Genomic DNA, 16648 nt, shown 5'->3' on the forward strand with positions numbered 1-16648 from the left:
CCTCAAAAAGGGCGGCATCCGCTTTTTTTTCAGGGCGAGGTCAACTCCTTGATTCTTTAGCGAGTTCAATGAGATAGCGTCCGTAATCGTTCTGCTTCATCTCCATGCCGAGGGCTTCCAGCCGATCCGCGTCGATGAGGCCCATGCGGAAGGCGATCTCCTCCAGACAGGCCACGATGAATCCCTGGCGCTCTTGGATGGCGCTCACGAAGTTCGCCGCCCGTAGGAGCGATTCGTGGGTGCCCATGTCCAGCCAGGCGAAACCCCGTCCCATGACTTCCACGCGGAGTTCGCCCCGTTCGAGGTAGACGTTGTTCACGTCCGTGATTTCCAGTTCCCCCCTGGCGGAAGGCTTGAGGCCCCGGGCGATCTCCACCACGCGGTTGTCGTAGAAGTAGAGCCCGGTGACGGCATACTTGGACTTGGGCTCCTTGGGCTTCTCTTCGATGCAGACGGCTTGTCCCGAGGCGTCGAACTGGACCACGCCGTAGCGTTCCGGATCCTTGACCGGGTAAGCCAGGACCACGCCGCCATGCTCGAGCTTGGAGCACTCCTGGAGCAGCGTGCTGAGCCCCTGGCCGTAGTAGAGGTTGTCCCCGAGCACGAGGCAGACCGAATCCCGGCCGATGAATTCCGCGCCGATGAGAAAGGCCTGGGCCAGACCGCCGGGCGTGGGCTGTTCGGCATAGGAGAGCGAGAGCCCCAGGCGGGAGCCGTCTCCGAGCATGGCCTGGAAGCGCGGCAGATCCTCGGGCGTGGAGATGATGAGGATCTCCCGGATGCCCGCCAGCATGAGTACGGACATGGGGTAATAGATCATGGGCTTGTCGAAGACGGGCAGGAGCTGCTTGCTCACCACGCGGGTCAGGGGATGCAGCCGGGTGCCCGAGCCACCCGCCAGAATGATGCCTTTCATGGGCCCCTCGTCTCGCCCGGGCGATGCGGCCCGGTGTTGTGTTTTACATTCGCTGGGAGCTACGCTATCAGCCAGGGTCAGACGGAGGCGAGAGTATCTTCCCGAGCCTCCGATGGCAACCGGCGCGGCCGCCGCCGCGCCGCCTCGAGCGTGCGCATGTTCGGATCACCCGTCTTCCCTGGTCTCTGGGCCGTCGTGCTGATGCTGGCCTTCCTGGCCGGCCTGTTCTTTCTGTTCGTCTTTCTTCCCGTGAGTTTGGCGGCCGGGGCCTTCGCCAAGCTCGGCCTGACTCCGCTTCAGGGGCTGCTCGTGTTCGTCCTGACCCTCCTGGGCCGGACCACCGACATTCCGTTGTTCCGCACGGGGCGGCTGGTGCGTCATTTCGGCGTGACCATGCTGGGCCCGTTTTTATGCGTCTCTCCCCTCAACCGTCCGAATCGGCCCGAGGCCCTGCTGGCCGAACTGCGGGAGCAGACCGTGGCCGTGAACGTGGGCGGCTGCCTCATCCCGATGTTCGTGTCCGGCTACCTGCTGCTGCGGGACGGCGGAATCCTGGCGGCCTCTCCCTGGTTCTGGCTGTGCCTGGGGCTGGTGGCCGCAGCCTCCTTCGCTGCCGCGCGGGTGGTGCCGCATTTCGGTCTGCGCCTGCCCTTTTGGGTTCCCCCCGTGGCCACGGTGGTCACGGCGGCCATGTTCGCGCCCGTGAACCTGGCCCCCGGCGTGGCCTACGCCGCCGGTACTCTGGGCGCGTTGCTCGGCGGCAACGTGCTTCATTATCTTGACCCACGTTCCATGGGTCGCCTGGACGCGCCCATCCTTTCCGTGGGCGGAGCGGGCACCTTCGGCGGCGTCTTTCTGGCGGGAATTCTCTCGGTGCTGCTTTCATGAACCACGCAGCACTTCCCTTGGTGGGCGTGAGCCGCTGTCTGCTGGGCCAGCGCGTACGTTACGACGGACGCGACAAGTTCGCGCCCCGGGTGGCCGCCCTGGCCGGGTACTGCCTCCTTGTGCCGTTCTGCCCGGAGGTGGAGGCGGGTATGCCCGTCCCGCGCGAGCCCGCTCACGTGGGCGGCTCACCTCTCGAACCGCGTTTTGTCGGCAACCGCAGCCTGGAGGACCACACCTTCCGGCTCATGGGCCGGATCATGGCCCGGCTGGAAGAACTGGCGCGTACGCCGCTCTCCGGCTACGTCTTCAAGAGCGGGTCGCCGAGTTGCGCGGCCGTGGAGATGGTTTCCGTGTTCGACGACCTCGGCCGGACGCGCGGGCGATCCCTGGGATTGTTCGCCCGGGCTTTCCGGGAGCGTTTTCCCTGGATTCCGGTGGCCGACGAGCGTGTGCTGGCCGACCATTCCCGCTGGGCGGACTTTTTTAAGGCCGTGCGCCGCCGCCATCGGCGGCGGGGAGGAGAGGTATGAAGGAATTGACCGCGCGCATCGACGGAGAGTTCCTTGCCGGGCAGCGCTTCGTGCTCGCCGACGGCGAAGTGACCGCGGCGCGTTGGCCCGTGCTGGCGGGGCGGAACATTCCGCCCCTGCGCGTCGGCGACGTGCTGACGCGCGGCGGGGAACCGTTCGCGCGCGTGGAGTCCGCGTCCTGGTGGACGGGGAATCCCTCACGGCGTGTCTGGATCCTGGAGGCTTTGGCCCGGCTGGAGCCTGGCGAAGTGGCCCTCGAGCATGAGCGCCGGGGGCGGACCCTGGCCTGGATCACCTTGAGCGACAAGGGTGCCGCCGGCCTTCGGGCCGACGCCTCCGGGCCGCTTATCGAGGAGATGGTGCGGGCGATCCTGCCCCTCGGGCTGGCGCGCGGATTCGTGCTGCCCGACGACGAACGGGCCCTGCGGGCGCTCATCGCGGATCTGGCTCTGGTCCAAGGCTACGACCTGATTCTGACCACGGGTGGCACCGGGGTGGCCCCGCGCGACGTGACCCCGGAGGCGACCCTGGCCGTGATCGAGAAGCGTCTGCCTGGTTTCGAGCGGGCCATGACCGCCGCCAGCCTGACCAAGACGCCGTTCGGGGCGGTTTCCCGGGCCGTGGCCGGAACCCTGGGACAAAGCCTCGTGCTCAACCTTCCCGGCAGCCCCAAAGCCGTGCGTGAATGCCTGGAGCCGTTGCTGCCAGCCTTGGCCCATACGCTGGACAAGCTTCAGGGCGACCCGGCCGAGTGTGGCGGTCCGGCCTGATGGCCCCGGCGTTGCGCGCTACGTCTTGCATCCTGTAAAGAAACTTGGTACTTGGGCAAAGTCTGTCCTGCGAATTAAATGTTTGTTTAATCCGGACGCGAGCCAGTCACGGAGTCCTGCATGACACTGAAATCTAAATTTTTTCTGTGGGCGATGCCGCTATTTTTCCTCTTGCTGGCCGTCCCCGCCTGGACCCAGGACGCCCCGGACGCGGCGGCCGAGCCCGCCAAAATCCCGCCCATTCCGGCGGGAGCCAAGCTGGACATGCGCGCGGCGGTGCAGCGCGGTCTGGACGCCAACCCGGCCATCGTCGCGGCTCGGCACGCCCTGCTGGGGTCCGAGTCCGGGCGCAAGTCCGCCTTGGCCGACTTTTTCCCTACGGCCAGCTCCAGTTACGGCTGGACCCATGACGACCGCGTACCCCGGCAGGCCGGCGTCCGCGTCGGCGACCAGGATTCCTGGGCCTACCAGTTCAACCTGAATCAGCCCCTGTTCACCGGCTTCCGTCTCCTGTCCACCTACCAGAAGGCGCGATTGGCCAAGGAGCAGAACGAGGACAAACTCTATCAGGCCGAACTGAGCCTGATCCAGAGCATCCAGACGGCCTTTTTGAGTCTGCTGCAGGGCCGCATGGACGTGAAGAGCGCCCAGGACTCCGTGGAGCGCCTCAAGTCCCAGTTGCAGGTCACCCAGGCGTTTTACGAGGTCGGACTGAAACCCCGCCTGGACGTGCTCCAGGCCGAGGTTCAGTTGGCCACGGCCCAGCAGGAACTGCTCAAGGCCCAGAACGCCGTGGACACGCAGACTGCCCAGCTGAACACCCTCTTGGATCTGCCGCTCGAGGCGGGCGTGAACTATGTCGGTGAGCTGGACTACGCCCCCTTCACGCGGACCCTGGAACAATGTCTGACCCAGGCCTACAAGGAACGCCCGGACCTGCGCATCGGCGAGAAGAGTGTGCAGATGGCCGAGAAGGACTCCACCATCACGGCCAGCGCGTACTACCCCCAGGTATCCGCCGACTACAACTACAACAAGGCGGGGGACGACCCGCTGACCGGGGAAAGCAAGCATCTGAGCAATTCCAACCAGGAAAACTGGAACGTGGGCCTCAATCTCCAATGGAAGATGTGGCAGTGGGGCAGCACCTACTACGCCCATGACCAGAGCCAGGAGACCGTGAAGCAGATCCGGTCCGAGCTGGACAAGACCCGGCTCAACGCCGGCTTCGAGGTCAAGAGCGGGATGCTGAGCATGCGGGAGGCCGCGGACCGCATCGGCGTGGCCCGCAAGTCCGTGGAGGCCGCCCGTGAGTCCTACCGCATGGCCCTGGCCCGGTATCAGGCCCAGGTGGGAACCAACACCGACCTGCTCAACGCCCAGTCGGACGTGAGCAAGAGCGAAGCCGAACTGAACGGCGCCCTGGCCGACTACGCCAAGGCCTTGTCCAACCTCTACGTGTCCATGGGCCAGAAGAATCCCGGTTTGGCCATCGAGTAGCGCATGGACACGCAAGGGCGGTCGTCCCTGGCCTGCCCCGCCTGCCGGGGACGCCTCCATCCCGTGCGCGGCTGCCGCGAAGTCGCGCTGGTCTGCGCTGACTGCGGCGCGAAATACCCGGTACGCCGGTTCGCCGCTTTTTTGGATGATGCTTTTGAGGAGGAAGTAGCCCTTGTTCCTCTGGACCGACTCTGATTGTTCGGGGCGCGCGCCTCGCATGGGCCGGGGCCTGGCGGCCCTGGCCCTTTTTTTCTGTCTGCTGGCCGCGGATGTCCGGGCCTCGGGCGATCAACGTTCGGGGTATGAGGTCTGGACGCCCCTGGTCGAGCGGCTCGTGGCCGACGGCTTCGCCCCTGGCGACCTGCGACGGCTGTTTTCCGATCCCGTCATGGTCTATGACCCCCAGGTCATGGCCCGCAAGATGAGCCCCCTGTTGGATGCCAAGCTGGCGCCGCCCGAGCCGAAGGCCGCCGAGCCCGAGGTTGACGCGCGTTATCTCAACCCCATCCTGCTGGCCGGAGCCTACGGCTATCTGCGGGAGAACAAGGATCTGCTGCGGAGGCTGCGCGACCGCTATGGGGTTCCCGAAGAGGTGCTGGTGGCCCTGCTGCTGGTGGAGACCAAGCTCGGGCTGAACACCGGCACGGCCAAGGCCGCCTGGGCGCTGGCCAACATGGCCCTGGCCCGGAACCTTTCGGACATCGAGCCCTATCTTTCGCGCTCGGACCTGGACCCGGAGATCCGCGTCTGGCTCGACGAGCGCACCCGCCAGAAATCGGACTGGGCCTATGAGGAACTGGAAGCGCTGCTGCGCTATGCCGAGGCTTTGGGGCGCGATCCTCTGGACATTCCCGGTTCGGCTTACGGGGCCATAGGACAGTGTCAGTTCATGCCCACCAACGCCCTGGCCTATGGCGAGGACGGCGACGGCGACGGCCGCGTGGATCTCTTCGCCAAGGAGGACGCCCTGGCCAGCATGGCCCGCTTCCTCAAGGAGCACGGCTGGAAGGATGGACTCGACGAACAGGGGCGCTTCCGCGTCATCTACCGCTACAACCATTCCGCGAGCTACGCCCGCACCGTGCTGGCGGTGGCCGACAGCCTGACCCGCATCGGCCGGACCTTCGGCGCCGGTTGACTCAGGCCGAGATCAGGCCCTGGTAGAGGCTCAGTGTGCGGGTCAGGAAGTCCCGCCCCGAGAGCTGGGAGATGACCAGACGTTGCTCGGCGGCCAGGGATTCCCGAAAGGTCGGGCTTTCCACCGCCTCGCGCAGCTTGAGGGCCAGGGCCCGCGGGTCGCCCGGGGAAACCAGGGCGCGACGGCTGACCAGATCGGGCATCACGCCCACGTCCGTGGAGACGAGCGGACGGCCGGAGACCATGATTTCCAGGGCGGCCCGGGCGATGGTTTCGGACCAGAGGGAGGCCACCACGCCCAGGTCCAGGGCCGAGAGGCAGGCCGAGATGTCCTCGCGTCGGCCGCTGATCCGGGTGCTGTCCGCGACCCCGTATCGGTCGAGCCAGTCCGTCACCTCGCGGGTCCGGGTGGCCGAGTCGAAGCCGATCAGGAACAGCCGCGCCTGGGACAGCCCCATCTCGCCGCGCAGCAGGGAGACCGCCTCGATGCACTCCTTCTGGCCCTTGACCCGGTCGAAACGGCCCACCAGGCCCAGGACCACGTCCGAGGGGGCGAAGCCGAATTCGCGTCGCACCCGATCCCGGCCTTCGGGATCGAAGCGGAAGGCCTCGGTGTCCACGCCGCCTGGGATGATCCAGAGCGCGCGTTCCGGCGTCTTCATCCTGGTCAGGAAGTGCCGGGCCATGGCCTTGTTCGTCACGACCACGGCGTCGGCCGCCTCGGCGTGCAGCCAGCGGTTCAGGGCGTCATGGCGCGGGGGGCGTTGATCGCCCCGGGTGCGCACGAGCTTGAAGTCGTGGCCGAAGCGTTTGAGCAGGGCCCAGAGGAAGAAGCCTTCGCCCCGATGGCAGTTGACGATTTGCGGCCGGAATTCCCGGAGCATCCGGGCGGCCTGGCGCGCGGAACGCAGCAGCGTCAAGGGGTTGTTGCTGTTCAGGTCCAGGGACAGCACCGGCAGGCCGAACTCATGGGCCTTGCGTTCCGGCTCGGTGTCGGGCTGGACCACCATGAGCACGCCGTGCCCGGCATCCCGAAGCAGGCGGCCCAAATACAGGGCGTACCACGCGGTGGCGTTGTACCAACGGACGTTGATGACCTGGACGACGTTCATGCTTCTCCCCGGGGCCTGGCCCCGGCCAGGGATTATGACAGCGCGAGGCTTCGGCCGCAACCGTGCGCGGCGATGGTTTTTTTCCGCGCCGCCCCATATAGGGAAACACGGGACAGGCCGAAATGACGGGAGGAAGCCTAGCCCATGATTTCGCGCTTGGCCACGGCCTCGGATTTGATGCGGTCCAGGAGGTCGGCGAGGGCGGGCTTCACGTTCTCACGGATGTCTCCGGCCACGACCAGGAAGAGTACGTCGTCGCCGGGTTTGAGCAGGCCGGAGCGGCACTCGGCCAGGACGCGGAAGATGCCCGGGCGGTTCTGGATTTCGTCGCAGATGGCGTTCATCCGCTCCTCGTCGTGGGTGATGTCCACGGCCACGACGTTTTCCCTGTTGGCGCGCGACCAGCCGCGGACCACGCCGTTGTGGACCAGGATCATGCCGACATTTTCGGTGAAGCCGGGTTCGGTTTTGAGTTTTGCGATGGCTGCTGATATGTCCATTTTCGGGCTCCTTGGGCACTGATTGATCGGGAGTGACAATGTACAATCTCTCCGTCCTCTTGCAAAGCCTCCCGCATATCCAGCAATCGCGCTTGGTCGGCTCGGGCTATGCGGCCTGGCTCTCCTGGTCCGGCGCGCCCAACACGTCCATGGCCCACACGCTGAAGGACTACGGCGGGGTGCTCATGGCCCAGGATACGGGCCAAGCCCTGTGGTTCTTCCCCGGGATGGAAGTCTTCCGGGCCGTGGCCCGGCTCCAGATATGGTCCCGGCTCAACGCCATGCCCATGCTCTGCCAGGTGGTCCCGGCCACGTTCCTGGTAGGCTACGACTTCGCGCTCTCGCTCTCCCTGTCGCCGGAGCTGACCGACCAGCAGGCCAACCCGGGCCAGGACTTCGCCGTCTGGATTCACCCCAAGCTCAAGGAGGCGGTGGAGAGCATCCCCGGCCTGGACCTCAAGCCCGGCCCCGGGGTCACGGGGTTCGCCTCCTCGGTGCAGTGGCTTCAGTTTCATGCCGACCAGGGCCTGGACTACGAAACCAGCCTGGGCTGGTTTTTCGTCATCAAGCCCCTGGGCAAGCTCGGCGACAAGGAGAGCATCCTGGTCTGGCGGGGTTTCTTCTCCGAAATTCAGACGGCGCTCCAGCGTCTGGACCTGAAATACATCTCCGACGTGCGCGACGGCTACGTCATCTTTCCGCTGGGCAGCGTCCGTCTTTTGCGCGCCTGGTGCCAGGAGATGCTCAACCTGACCGCTTCGGTGAAGGAGGGCGGGCGGGAGTATTGGCCCTGCGTCATGGCCGCGGTCCCGCAGAAGGGGCTGACCTTCAGCGCCGAACTGCCCAAGAAGGTCGGACTGGACTGGGAGCGTTTGGCCCCGGACTACCCGCATCTGCAATACCGCGACGCCTTTCCCCTGGCGGAATGGTTCAAGATCAACGAGATCCGCCACGGGGTCGATCAGGAGGGTCTGGAAACCTGGTGCAACCTGAGCCTGAAGGCCGGGGAGGGGCGCGGCGGCGAAGGCAGCCTGGAGGTTCCCCTGCCGCGCAAGCTGACCGTCGGCGAGGGCCAGGGCTGTTTCTATTGCGGGCTCAAGGACCACGGACCGGCCACATGCCCCACCAGGGGCCTGACCCGCATCGCCCCGGAGGTTTGGAACAAGCTGGCCACGGTCAACATGGACGCCCTGGTGGCCGGGCTCCAGACCCTGGAAAAGTCCCTGGAGCCGTCCCGGGTGGCAGCCTCCCTGGAGCATCTCGCCGGTGGCGGGGACAAGCTGGAAAACCTGCTGGCCCGCGCCGTGTTCGAAATCAACGCGCCGAGTCAACTGCGCATACTGCAACTGGTCTGGCGCAGCAGGGGCAAGGAGTGGTCCACGGGCCTGAGCCAGCTGGCTCCGGAGGACGCCCCCTATGCCTGGGCCTCGCTGGAGGCCGTGCGCGGCGGTGATCTGGACCGGGCCGAATCCATGCTCAAACAGGCCAGTCTGAAGTACATGCGCAGCTACCAGCCGCCCTCGCTGCTGGGTTTCGTGGCCCTGGAGAAAGGCGATGCGCATCAGGCCGGGTTCTATTGGCAGGAGGCTGAACGCCTGAGCTACACGCCGTTGCAGCAGGGGTATTTCCTCTACCTTCAGGGGCGTGTTCTTGAGATTCAGGGCGAGTTCAAGGAAGCCTCGTCGCTGTTCAAGCGCGCCGCCTCGGTTTCGCCGGACTGGCTGGATCCGACCTATCGCGAGGCCGTCTGCCTCGTGAAGATGGGCTTCACCGGGCAGGGCATGGATATCCTTGAGCGGCTCATCGAGCGTGATCCGAACATATTCAACCGCATCCTGCTCGACATGGAGCTGGACCGCGGGCGGATGCAGATCATGGGCGCGCTCTTCAGCCTCTGGCGCGTGGCCGAAACCAAGTGCGAAGAGGAGAAGGCCCTGGTGGCCACGCTGTCTTCCGAGGTGGCCCAGCGCTTCGAGGATGGCCACGCCTTCTTCGAACCGGCCCAGGAGCGCCTGGAGCGTATGCGCCGGCTCACCGAGCGGCGCAACTTCGTGGCTTTCCGCACCCTTGTGAGCGGTGTGGACGAGTTCGCGGCCGAGATGAACACCCAGGTGGAGACCGACATCAAGCGCATTCGGGCCCGGGCCGACCACTATTACGATCGCCTGCGCGAGATCCAGCGCGAGGCAGCCTGGTTTCCCTTTCCCAAGTTGCTTCTGGAGTTCAATAAGGACTTCAATTTCTGCGTCGAGAAGATGAACTGGATGCGGGACCAGCACCTCAAGGTGGCCGAGAACTTCCGCAAGACCCTGCGTTTTCTGGGTGAGATCGAGGACCGCATCGGCAGGCTCCAGAAACGGCTGGTGACGTTGCGCATCGTGCGCGACAGCACGCTCTTCGTCCTGCTCCTTGGGCGCACCTTCATCTGGCTGGAGATCATCGGCCTGGGCTTGGCCCTGGTGACCATCCCGCTGCTCATCTACATGACCAGGCAGGCTCCCGGGAATTGGCTGGTGACGCTCATCCTGGAGCAGAAGTGGGAGTTTCAGAAGGGACTCGTGATCATTCTCTCCGTTTTGGCCCTCGCCTTGGCCGCGGTCAAGACCGCCTTCTCCTTCGAGAAGCGCAAGCGCCAGCTCTTCGAGCGCAAGGAACAGGAGTTCCAGGACCGCGTCCAGGCCCGCAGGGCGGCCATGAAGGGTGGGGCTCCGGGGACCGGAAAGGCGCAGACCAGGACTCCGGCCAAGCCTTTGGTCAAGAGTCCCGCCAAGCCTCCGGCCAAGCCCGGAGCCAAGGGAAAATAATGGACGCGGGCGGCGCCCCCTGGTGACGATGCGCCAGGGGCGCGGCCCCTAAGGAGAGAAACGTCATGCATACCCTCGTGCTCATCCGCCACGGCCAGAGCGCCTGGAACCTGGAAAACCGTTTCACTGGCTGGACCGACGTGGACCTCACGTCCCAGGGCGTGGGCGAGGCCCGCGAAGCCGCCCGCCTGCTGCGCGAGGGCGGCTTCGGTTTTGACGTCTGCCACACCTCGCTGCTCAAGCGCGCCATCCGCACGCTCTGGATCGTGCAGGAGGAGATGGACTCCATGTGGCTGCCGGTGTTCAAGACTTGGCGGCTCAATGAACGACACTACGGTGCGCTGCAGGGGCTGAACAAGTCCGAAACCGCCGCGAAGTACGGCGAGGAGCAGGTCTTCATCTGGCGGCGGAGTTTCGACACGCCCCCTCCGGCCCTGGAGCCGGACGACCCGCGTCATCCCGGCCGCGACCCGCGCTACGCCGATCTGGCGGCCTTCGAATTGCCGCTGTGCGAGAGCCTCAAGGACACCATCGCCCGGACCATGCCCTACTGGCACGACGTTCTGGCCCCGCAGATCAGCCAGGGCCGCAGGCTCTTGGTGGTGGCCCACGGCAATTCCCTGCGCGGGCTGGTGAAGTACCTGGACGGCATGGACGAGGCGGCCGTGACGGCTCTGAACATCCCCACCGGAGTCCCCCTGGTCTACGAGCTGGATGATGGACTGCGCGCGCTCCGGAGATTCTACCTCGGCGATCCCGAGGCCGTGGAGCGGGCGGCCAAGGCCGTGGCGGCCCAGGGCAAGGCGTGAGCAGGACCGACGCCTCGCGCCATGTGCCCGACATGACGGGCATGGACCGCCCGGCCCTGGCGCGGGCCCTGTTGGGCTGGTTCGCCTCCGCCGGTCGTGACCTGCCCTGGCGGCGCACCTACGATCCCTATCACGTGCTCGTCTCCGAGGTCATGCTCCAGCAGACCCAGATGGAGCGGGTGGTGCCGTATTTCCAACGCTGGGTGGAGCGTTTCCCGGACCTGGAGAGCCTGTCCCGGGCCTCGGAGGACGAGGTCCTGCGTCTCTGGGAAGGTCTGGGTTATTACAGCCGGGGGCGGGCCCTGCTGGCGGCGGCCGGGGTTTTGGTGCGGGAGCACGGCGGTGCGGTGCCGAACGACCGCGATGCCTTGCTGGCCCTGCCCGGCGTCGGCCCCTATACCGCCGGGGCCGTGCGCAGCGTGGCCTTCAATCTGCCGGAACCGGCGGTGGACGCCAATGTGGAGCGGGTCTTGGCGCGGCTGACCAACCTGGAATTGCCCGCGCGCGATCCGAGAGCCAAGGAGTTCCTGCGCGAGACCGCGCGGGGTCTGATCCCCGAGGGGCGGGCCCGGGATTTCAACCAGGCTCTCATGGAATTGGGGGCCTTGGTCTGTCTGCCCCGGACGCCGCGTTGCAGGGAGTGCCCGCTGGTTTTCTTCTGCGTGGCCAGGAGTCTGGGCGTGGCCGAGAATCGCCCCCTGGCCGGGCCGCCCAAGGAGGTCGTGCGGCTCCAGATGGCCTCGGGACTGCTTCTGCGCCGTGGCCGCCTCTATATCCAGAAGCGCCGCCCGGATGACGTCTGGCCCGGGCTGTGGGAGTTTCCCGGCGGCGTGCTGGAGGAGGGCGAGAGCCCCGAGCAGGCCCTGGCCCGGGAGTTCCGCGAGGAGGTCGAGCTGAACGTGCGGCCCCTGGCTCCGGTGGTCCAGGTACGCTACAGCTACACCCGCTACCGTGTGACCATGCACGCCTTCTACTGCGCCGACACGGAGGGCATGGCGGCCGAGCCGCGTCTGAACGAGGCCGTGGACGGCCGCTTCGTGACTCCCGAGGAGTTGTCCGGCTACGCCTTTCCGGCGGGCCACCGTCGGGTCATCGCCTTTATCCTCGAAGATCCCCGCTTGGCTGAATACCTGGCCCGTTCCTGACGATTCCCGCTCTGGGCATGTTTTTTGCTCACCCCCTGTCGGGATACTCGGAATCTTGACAGGCAGAGGAGTCGCGCATGGCTTACGACACGAACTCCCTTGGCGGGGTACGCGCCCTGAACGAGGCGGAGAAGATGCTCAACGGCGGAGGGCGGGGCCGGAGCGCCGAAGCCCCGGCCTTGTCCGAGGCGCGCCGGATGGCGTTCCAGACCCAACTGGCCGCAGTGCGGCAGGTCGCGGACGAGCCCGGGGCCGATGAGTCCGAGCGGCGGTTCAGCGTGGACCCCGGCGTGCTCAACGATTCGCTCATGCTCGATGCCCTGCGCACCATCGCCCGGCTGACGCGCGAGTCCGCGAACGACCTGAGCCGTGATGCCGGACTCTCGGCCGGGAGGGGGAAACGCGGCCCCATCGCGGGCAACGGTCTCGGCGGGCTCTCGGCCCGTTTCGAGTCCGGCGCCGAGGGCGTGGCGGCCATCGGCTACGACCGGGTGGGCGGCACGTCCTACGGCAAATACCAGCTTTCCTCCAAGGCCGGAACCATGGGGCGCTTCATCGATTTTCTGCGCGACAAGGAGCCCCAGTGGGCCGCGCGCCTGAGCCAGGCCGGTCCGGCCGACACCGGTGCGCCCCAGGGAGCCATGCCCCGGGCCTGGCGGCAGATCGCCCAGGAGAATCCCACGCGTTTCGAGCAGTTGCAGCACGATTTCGTGCGCAACGAGCACTATCTGCCTGCGCGGGAACGGATTCTGGAGACCACGGGCGTGGACATCGACGCCGGACCGGCGGCGCTACGCGAGGTTCTTTGGAGCACCTCGGTGCAGCATGGAGCCGGCGGCGCGGCGCGCATCTTCAGCCGGGTCATTTCCGACGTGTTGGATAAGAACGGCGGAGAGGCGGCGGGACGGCACATCATCGACGGGATCTACTCCGACCGGCAAAAGCAGTTCTCTTCTTCCACAGAGGCGGTTCGCAAGAGTGTGCGCAACCGTTTGCGCGAGGAACGGGGGTTGGCCCTGGCCATGCTCGACAGCGCCCAGGTGCGCAAGATCGTCTGACGTCTTTCGGAGAGCGGGGGGGAGAAGGGCGCCGCGGCGCCCTTTTTCATTCCCCCGGAGATGTTTCGACCAGGCGGCGTTCCAGGTCGCGGTCCAGGTCCACGCGCAGGGTCTCCTGGAGGGAGTCCACCTGCACCTGTCCGGGCGGCGCGCCTTTCACCGGGCGAACGTCCTTGGCCAAAGCGCAGATCACGTCGGCCCGCATGTCCTCGGAGCGCCAGCTTTTGAGCGCGGCCAGGACCGCCGCCTCGATGAGGCTGCGGCGTGGAACCTCCTGGTTCGGGAAGTCGCGTTTGAGGAGCACATGCGAACCAGGACCGCCCTGGACGTGGAACCAGAGGTCGAAGGGGCTGGCCGCCTTGGTCACCAGGGCGTGGTTGGCGGTCTTGTTTTTACCGCGCAAAAGCCAAAAACCGTCCGAGGAGCGGAAGGCCTGTGCGGCGATGTCCCGGCAGCGCCGGGGCAGGGGGGCTGTCCGGGCCGGGGCCGCGTTCCCGGCCATTGTCGCGGTTCCGGGAGCTGGGAGCCGTCCCAGTTCGTCCAGCTCGGCCCGCAACTGGACCCGGCGGCGTTCCAGATGTTCGAGCCCGCGCTCGGCCTTGCCCGCCAGCTTGAACAGACGGGCCATGTTCTCCGCCGGGGAGAGGCGCGGGTCCAGGGACAGGAGCAGGGCGTCCTCGCCCGGACGGTCCAACTCGGCTTCCGTCAGGCCTTCCTCGTCCTTGATGCGCCAGAGATTGGCCCGTAGCGCCTCGGCATCCCCCTTGCGCCCGAGCATGTCGCGCAGACGCTTCTCCTCCTGGTCCAGCTTGGCCAGGTTGCGGGTCAGACGCTTGCGAGCGGCCTTGAGCCGGTCGCGTTCCTCGCTGTCGGCCAGACGCTCCAGATGCGGGAAGAGCAGACGTTCCCCGTGAGCCGTGGCGGCCTCCAGGGCCGTGGCGAACCCGCGGCGTTCTCCTCCGGGATCCCAGGCCAGGGGAGGCTCGGTGTCGTTGAGGAAAAATGCCGGGGCCAAGCCCTGGCGGACGGCCTCATACGCCTGTGAGGCTTCCGCGCCCAGACCACCCAGAAAGCGGCGCAACGGGGGAGAGATTTGGGGGTGGCGGCGCCAGACCTCGGGATTGCTGAGCACGGCGTCCAGCTCAGGCCATTCCGGCTCACGGCCGAAATCCTCGGGCAGGTCATCGACCAGACGCAAATCCTGGCGCAGGTCGAAGAGCAGGTGGCGACCCTCGCCGGGCGAGAGGGAGAAGGCCAGACGCAGGTTGGGCCAGTCCACCGCGGCTTCCAGGAGTCGGCGGCCGGAGAGACGCTTGCGCAGCCACATGACCCGGGCCGGGGGGCTGGCCGGGTTGGTCGGTTTGACGGCGGAGAGGAAAAGAAGGCCCGCCTGCTTGGCGGGCCGGAACAGAAGATGTCTGCGGTCTCTTGGGGCCGGGACTTCCAGGGTCAGGGCGCCGTCGGCCGGGGCGAATATCTTGCCCACGCGGCGTCCAGGCAGCAAAGCGGCCAACTCGGCGGCGAGATGGCGGAAAAAGCTCGCCTCCATGTGCGGCTGCGCCCCTCCCTGGGCGGGTCTCGGCGGGGCTAATCGCCCCGGATGTGCTCGTCGGCTTCCTGCTTGCTCTTGCAGGCGATGCAGAGCGTGGTCATGGGCCGGGCCTTGAGACGGGCCACGCCGATTTCCTCGCCGCATTCCTGGCAGATGCCGAACTCGCCGTCCTCGATGCGCTGCAGGGCCTGCTGGATTTTCTTGATCAGTTTGCGTTCACGGTCGCGCAGCCGCAGGGTGAAGGCCCGGTCGGACTCGGCGGTGGCGCGGTCGGCCGGATCGGCGTAGACCTCCACGGACTCGGTCATGTCCTCGATGGTGGCCTGGCTGTTCTGCAGGATGTCATTGAGCGTGTTGGTCAGTACCTCGCGGAAGTACTCAAGATCCTTGGCATCCATCAATAGCACCTCGTTTGGGAACGAAGTCCGCCGCCGGAAGTCCGACGGCGGTATCGCGGTGGAAAGTGAAATGAAGTCTTTAATCTAAAACGCCTGTCAAAGTAAAGCCCTGACCCCCGCTCTGGAGATCGAAGCCAATATATTGATATCCATCGTGAATATAGAGCATGGCGCTTCCTCTGAGCGGGTGGGCGCTCCGCCTCTTTGTCGGCGTTCGGTATGAAAGCCTTGACCTGCAAGCGTATTTCAAGATTCAGGGAAGAAAAGGAAAAAAAGGCCGACATCAAATCTTGACAGCTTCGGGGGTTCGCGGGTAAGACGAGCTTCCCTTTGAGAGCGGGAATAACTCAGTGGTAGAGTGCAACCTTGCCAAGGTTGAAGTCGCGGGTTCAAATCCCGTTTCCCGCTCCAGCTCAAAGGGCGGCATAGCCAAGTGGTAAGGCAGAGGTCTGCAAAACCTCCATTCTCCGGTTCAAATCCGGATGCCGCCTCCACGCGGGAATAACTCAGTGGTAGAGTGCAACCTTGCCAAGGTTGAAGTCGCGGGTTCAAATCCCGTTTCCCGCTCCAGAAAACGAAAGGCCGGTCCGGAAGGACCGGCCTTTTTACATTGCCCGATCCGTCAGAGCCAGTGCAGCCGCAGAGGATGCCGTTCCGGCACCCGGGCGTAGCGCACGGCCGGACGGCCGAGCATGAGCCCGCCTTGGACCACATGCCCCTCGGGCAGGTTCAGTGCGGCCTTGAGAGGGGCCCAGTGTTGGGCGGCGCGGGTGAATATCCCGGCCCAGCAGGCGCCGAAGCCGTTGGCGGCGGCCAGGATTTCCATCCAGGCCACGGCCGTGGCGCAGTCCACCTGGCCCCATCGGGCGCTTTCCGGGGCATGAGCCAGGACGAGGTGCGGCGCGCCGTGCAGGATTCTGTCCTGTCCCTGGTCCCAGGCCGTTATCCAGCCCTTGTAGGGCATGTCCGGCACACTGCGCATCCAGTCCACGGTCATTCCGGCCAGCTCCCGGGTCCGCGCCGGCTCGAGGCTCGCGGCCCAATGCACGGGCTGGGAGTTCACCGCCGAGGGCGCGAAACGGGCAACGTTCAGCAGGGCTTCGATCTCCCGACGGTCCAGGGGCTCGGGCTTATAGGCCCGGATGGAGCGCCGCGACTTGAGAAGCAGCGTGACGCTTTCCGGTTCCGGAAGGGCGTGGCGTTCCACGGCCGGGAGCGAGCTGGCCGAAATCCCGTTCAGGCTGAGCGCGGCGCGGGGGCAGATGGCCACGCAATGGCCGCAGCCGATGCACATTTTTTCCGCGGCGCGGCGTAGCGAGGGCAAGCCCTCGGCGTCCACCTCGATGAGCCCGAAGGGGCATTCGCGGGCGCAGAGCCCGTCACGCGCGCAAAGATTGAAATCCACGTCCAGGCGGACGGTTCCGTTCATCATGTTTCCTTTTGACGACGTGTTGTTTCTGCGGGTCGCGGCGACCCTCCGGAAATCGGTTTCCACCGGACCGGGAGGGGTTTCGCGACGTCGCGTTCGT

The 16648-nt window shown here is 66.2% G+C and carries 16 protein-coding genes and 3 tRNA genes; 13 read left to right on the forward strand and 6 right to left on the reverse strand.

Going from position 1 to position 16648, the window contains the following annotated elements; all coding sequences use genetic code 11:
• Window positions 1-40 precede the first annotated feature (40 nt).
• Window positions 41-916 carry a glucose-1-phosphate thymidylyltransferase RfbA gene (gene rfbA, locus H587_RS0100230; RefSeq protein ID WP_027174536.1) on the reverse strand — a complete coding sequence of 292 codons (876 nt, stop codon included), beginning with the start codon at window positions 914-916 and terminating at the stop codon, window positions 41-43.
• Window positions 917-1072: 156 nt separating this feature from the next.
• Between rfbA and H587_RS0100235 the strand changes: the two genes are divergently transcribed.
• From H587_RS0100235 to H587_RS0100255, 6 genes are all read left to right on the forward strand, one after another.
• The gene (locus tag H587_RS0100235) at window positions 1073-1804 is read left to right on the forward strand and encodes a DUF1614 domain-containing protein (RefSeq protein ID WP_027174537.1); all 732 of its coding nucleotides are present in this window, start codon (window positions 1073-1075) and stop codon (window positions 1802-1804) included.
• Window positions 1801-2334: a 2-thiouracil desulfurase family protein gene (locus tag H587_RS16710; RefSeq protein ID WP_051202338.1), complete on the forward strand. Its 534-nt coding sequence runs from the start codon at window positions 1801-1803 to the stop codon at window positions 2332-2334. The genes H587_RS0100235 and H587_RS16710 overlap by 4 nt, the downstream gene beginning before the upstream one ends.
• On the forward strand, window positions 2331-3104 hold the full coding sequence (locus H587_RS20065; RefSeq protein ID WP_084630295.1) for a MogA/MoaB family molybdenum cofactor biosynthesis protein: 774 nt from the start codon (window positions 2331-2333) through the stop codon (window positions 3102-3104). The genes H587_RS16710 and H587_RS20065 overlap by 4 nt, the downstream gene beginning before the upstream one ends.
• 153 nt (window positions 3105-3257) lie before the next feature.
• Window positions 3258-4604 (forward strand): TolC family protein, encoded by a 1347-nt coding sequence (locus H587_RS0100250; protein ID WP_027174538.1) that lies wholly within the window; start codon window positions 3258-3260, stop codon window positions 4602-4604.
• A gap of 3 nt (window positions 4605-4607) precedes the next feature.
• Window positions 4608-4799: a dual CXXC motif small (seleno)protein gene (locus H587_RS21215; RefSeq protein ID WP_281167606.1), complete on the forward strand. Its 192-nt coding sequence runs from the start codon at window positions 4608-4610 to the stop codon at window positions 4797-4799.
• Window positions 4777-5742: a lytic murein transglycosylase gene (locus H587_RS0100255; RefSeq protein WP_027174539.1), complete on the forward strand. Its 966-nt coding sequence runs from the start codon at window positions 4777-4779 to the stop codon at window positions 5740-5742. The genes H587_RS21215 and H587_RS0100255 overlap by 23 nt, the downstream gene beginning before the upstream one ends.
• 1 nt (window position 5743) lies before the next feature.
• On the opposite strand, the gene H587_RS0100260 is transcribed toward H587_RS0100255, so the two are convergent.
• Together H587_RS0100260 and H587_RS0100265 are read right to left on the reverse strand one after the other, a co-directional pair.
• The gene (locus H587_RS0100260; protein WP_027174540.1) at window positions 5744-6853 is read right to left on the reverse strand and encodes a glycosyltransferase; all 1110 of its coding nucleotides are present in this window, start codon (window positions 6851-6853) and stop codon (window positions 5744-5746) included.
• 137 nt (window positions 6854-6990) lie between these two features.
• Window positions 6991-7353 (reverse strand): molybdenum cofactor biosynthesis protein MoaE, encoded by a 363-nt coding sequence (locus H587_RS0100265; protein WP_027174541.1) that lies wholly within the window; start codon window positions 7351-7353, stop codon window positions 6991-6993.
• Between the two features lie 38 nt (window positions 7354-7391).
• On the opposite strand from H587_RS0100265, the gene H587_RS16720 reads away from it, so the two are divergent.
• The 4 genes from H587_RS16720 (at window position 7392) to H587_RS16725 (ending at window position 13169) form a co-directional block, all read left to right on the forward strand.
• A complete protein-coding gene (locus H587_RS16720; RefSeq protein ID WP_211219477.1) occupies window positions 7392-10157 on the forward strand; it encodes a tetratricopeptide repeat protein in 2766 nt (921 codons plus the stop codon).
• A 65-nt stretch (window positions 10158-10222) separates the two neighbouring features.
• A complete protein-coding gene (gene gpmA / locus H587_RS0100275; protein ID WP_027174542.1) occupies window positions 10223-10966 on the forward strand; it encodes a 2,3-diphosphoglycerate-dependent phosphoglycerate mutase in 744 nt (247 codons plus the stop codon).
• Window positions 10963-12111, forward strand: a complete 1149-nt coding sequence (locus H587_RS0100280; protein WP_342662354.1) for an A/G-specific adenine glycosylase — start codon at window positions 10963-10965, stop codon at window positions 12109-12111. The genes gpmA and H587_RS0100280 overlap by 4 nt, the downstream gene beginning before the upstream one ends.
• A 77-nt stretch (window positions 12112-12188) precedes the next feature.
• A complete protein-coding gene (locus H587_RS16725) occupies window positions 12189-13169 on the forward strand; it encodes a VgrG-related protein (protein WP_051202339.1) in 981 nt (326 codons plus the stop codon).
• 46 nt (window positions 13170-13215) lie between these two features.
• On the opposite strand, the gene H587_RS0100290 is transcribed toward H587_RS16725, so the two are convergent.
• Window positions 13216-14718, reverse strand: coding sequence for an NFACT RNA binding domain-containing protein (locus tag H587_RS0100290; protein WP_027174544.1), 1503 nt, complete (start codon window positions 14716-14718; stop codon window positions 13216-13218).
• 38 nt (window positions 14719-14756) lie between these two features.
• Complete coding sequence (dksA, locus tag H587_RS0100295; RefSeq protein WP_027174545.1) at window positions 14757-15119, reverse strand: RNA polymerase-binding protein DksA; 363 nt, start codon at window positions 15117-15119, stop codon at window positions 14757-14759.
• A gap of 336 nt (window positions 15120-15455) precedes the next feature.
• On the opposite strand from dksA, the gene H587_RS0100305 reads away from it, so the two are divergent.
• The 3 genes from H587_RS0100305 to H587_RS0100315 all read left to right on the forward strand — a co-directional run bounded on the left by H587_RS0100305 (window position 15456) and on the right by H587_RS0100315 (window position 15689).
• Window positions 15456-15530 (forward strand) — tRNA-Gly (locus H587_RS0100305).
• 8 nt (window positions 15531-15538) lie between these two features.
• A tRNA-Cys gene (locus H587_RS0100310) sits at window positions 15539-15613 on the forward strand.
• A 1-nt stretch (window position 15614) separates the two neighbouring features.
• A tRNA-Gly gene (locus H587_RS0100315) sits at window positions 15615-15689 on the forward strand.
• Between the two features lie 52 nt (window positions 15690-15741).
• Here H587_RS0100315 and H587_RS0100320 read toward each other — a convergent pair.
• Entirely contained in the window at window positions 15742-16548 is an 807-nt protein-coding gene (locus H587_RS0100320; RefSeq protein ID WP_027174546.1) for a nitroreductase family protein, read from the reverse strand.
• Between the last annotated feature and the right edge of the window lie 100 nt (window positions 16549-16648).

Source organism: Desulfovibrio aminophilus DSM 12254 (assembly GCF_000422565.1).
Classification (GTDB): Bacteria; Desulfobacterota; Desulfovibrionia; order Desulfovibrionales; family Desulfovibrionaceae; genus Aminidesulfovibrio; species Aminidesulfovibrio aminophilus.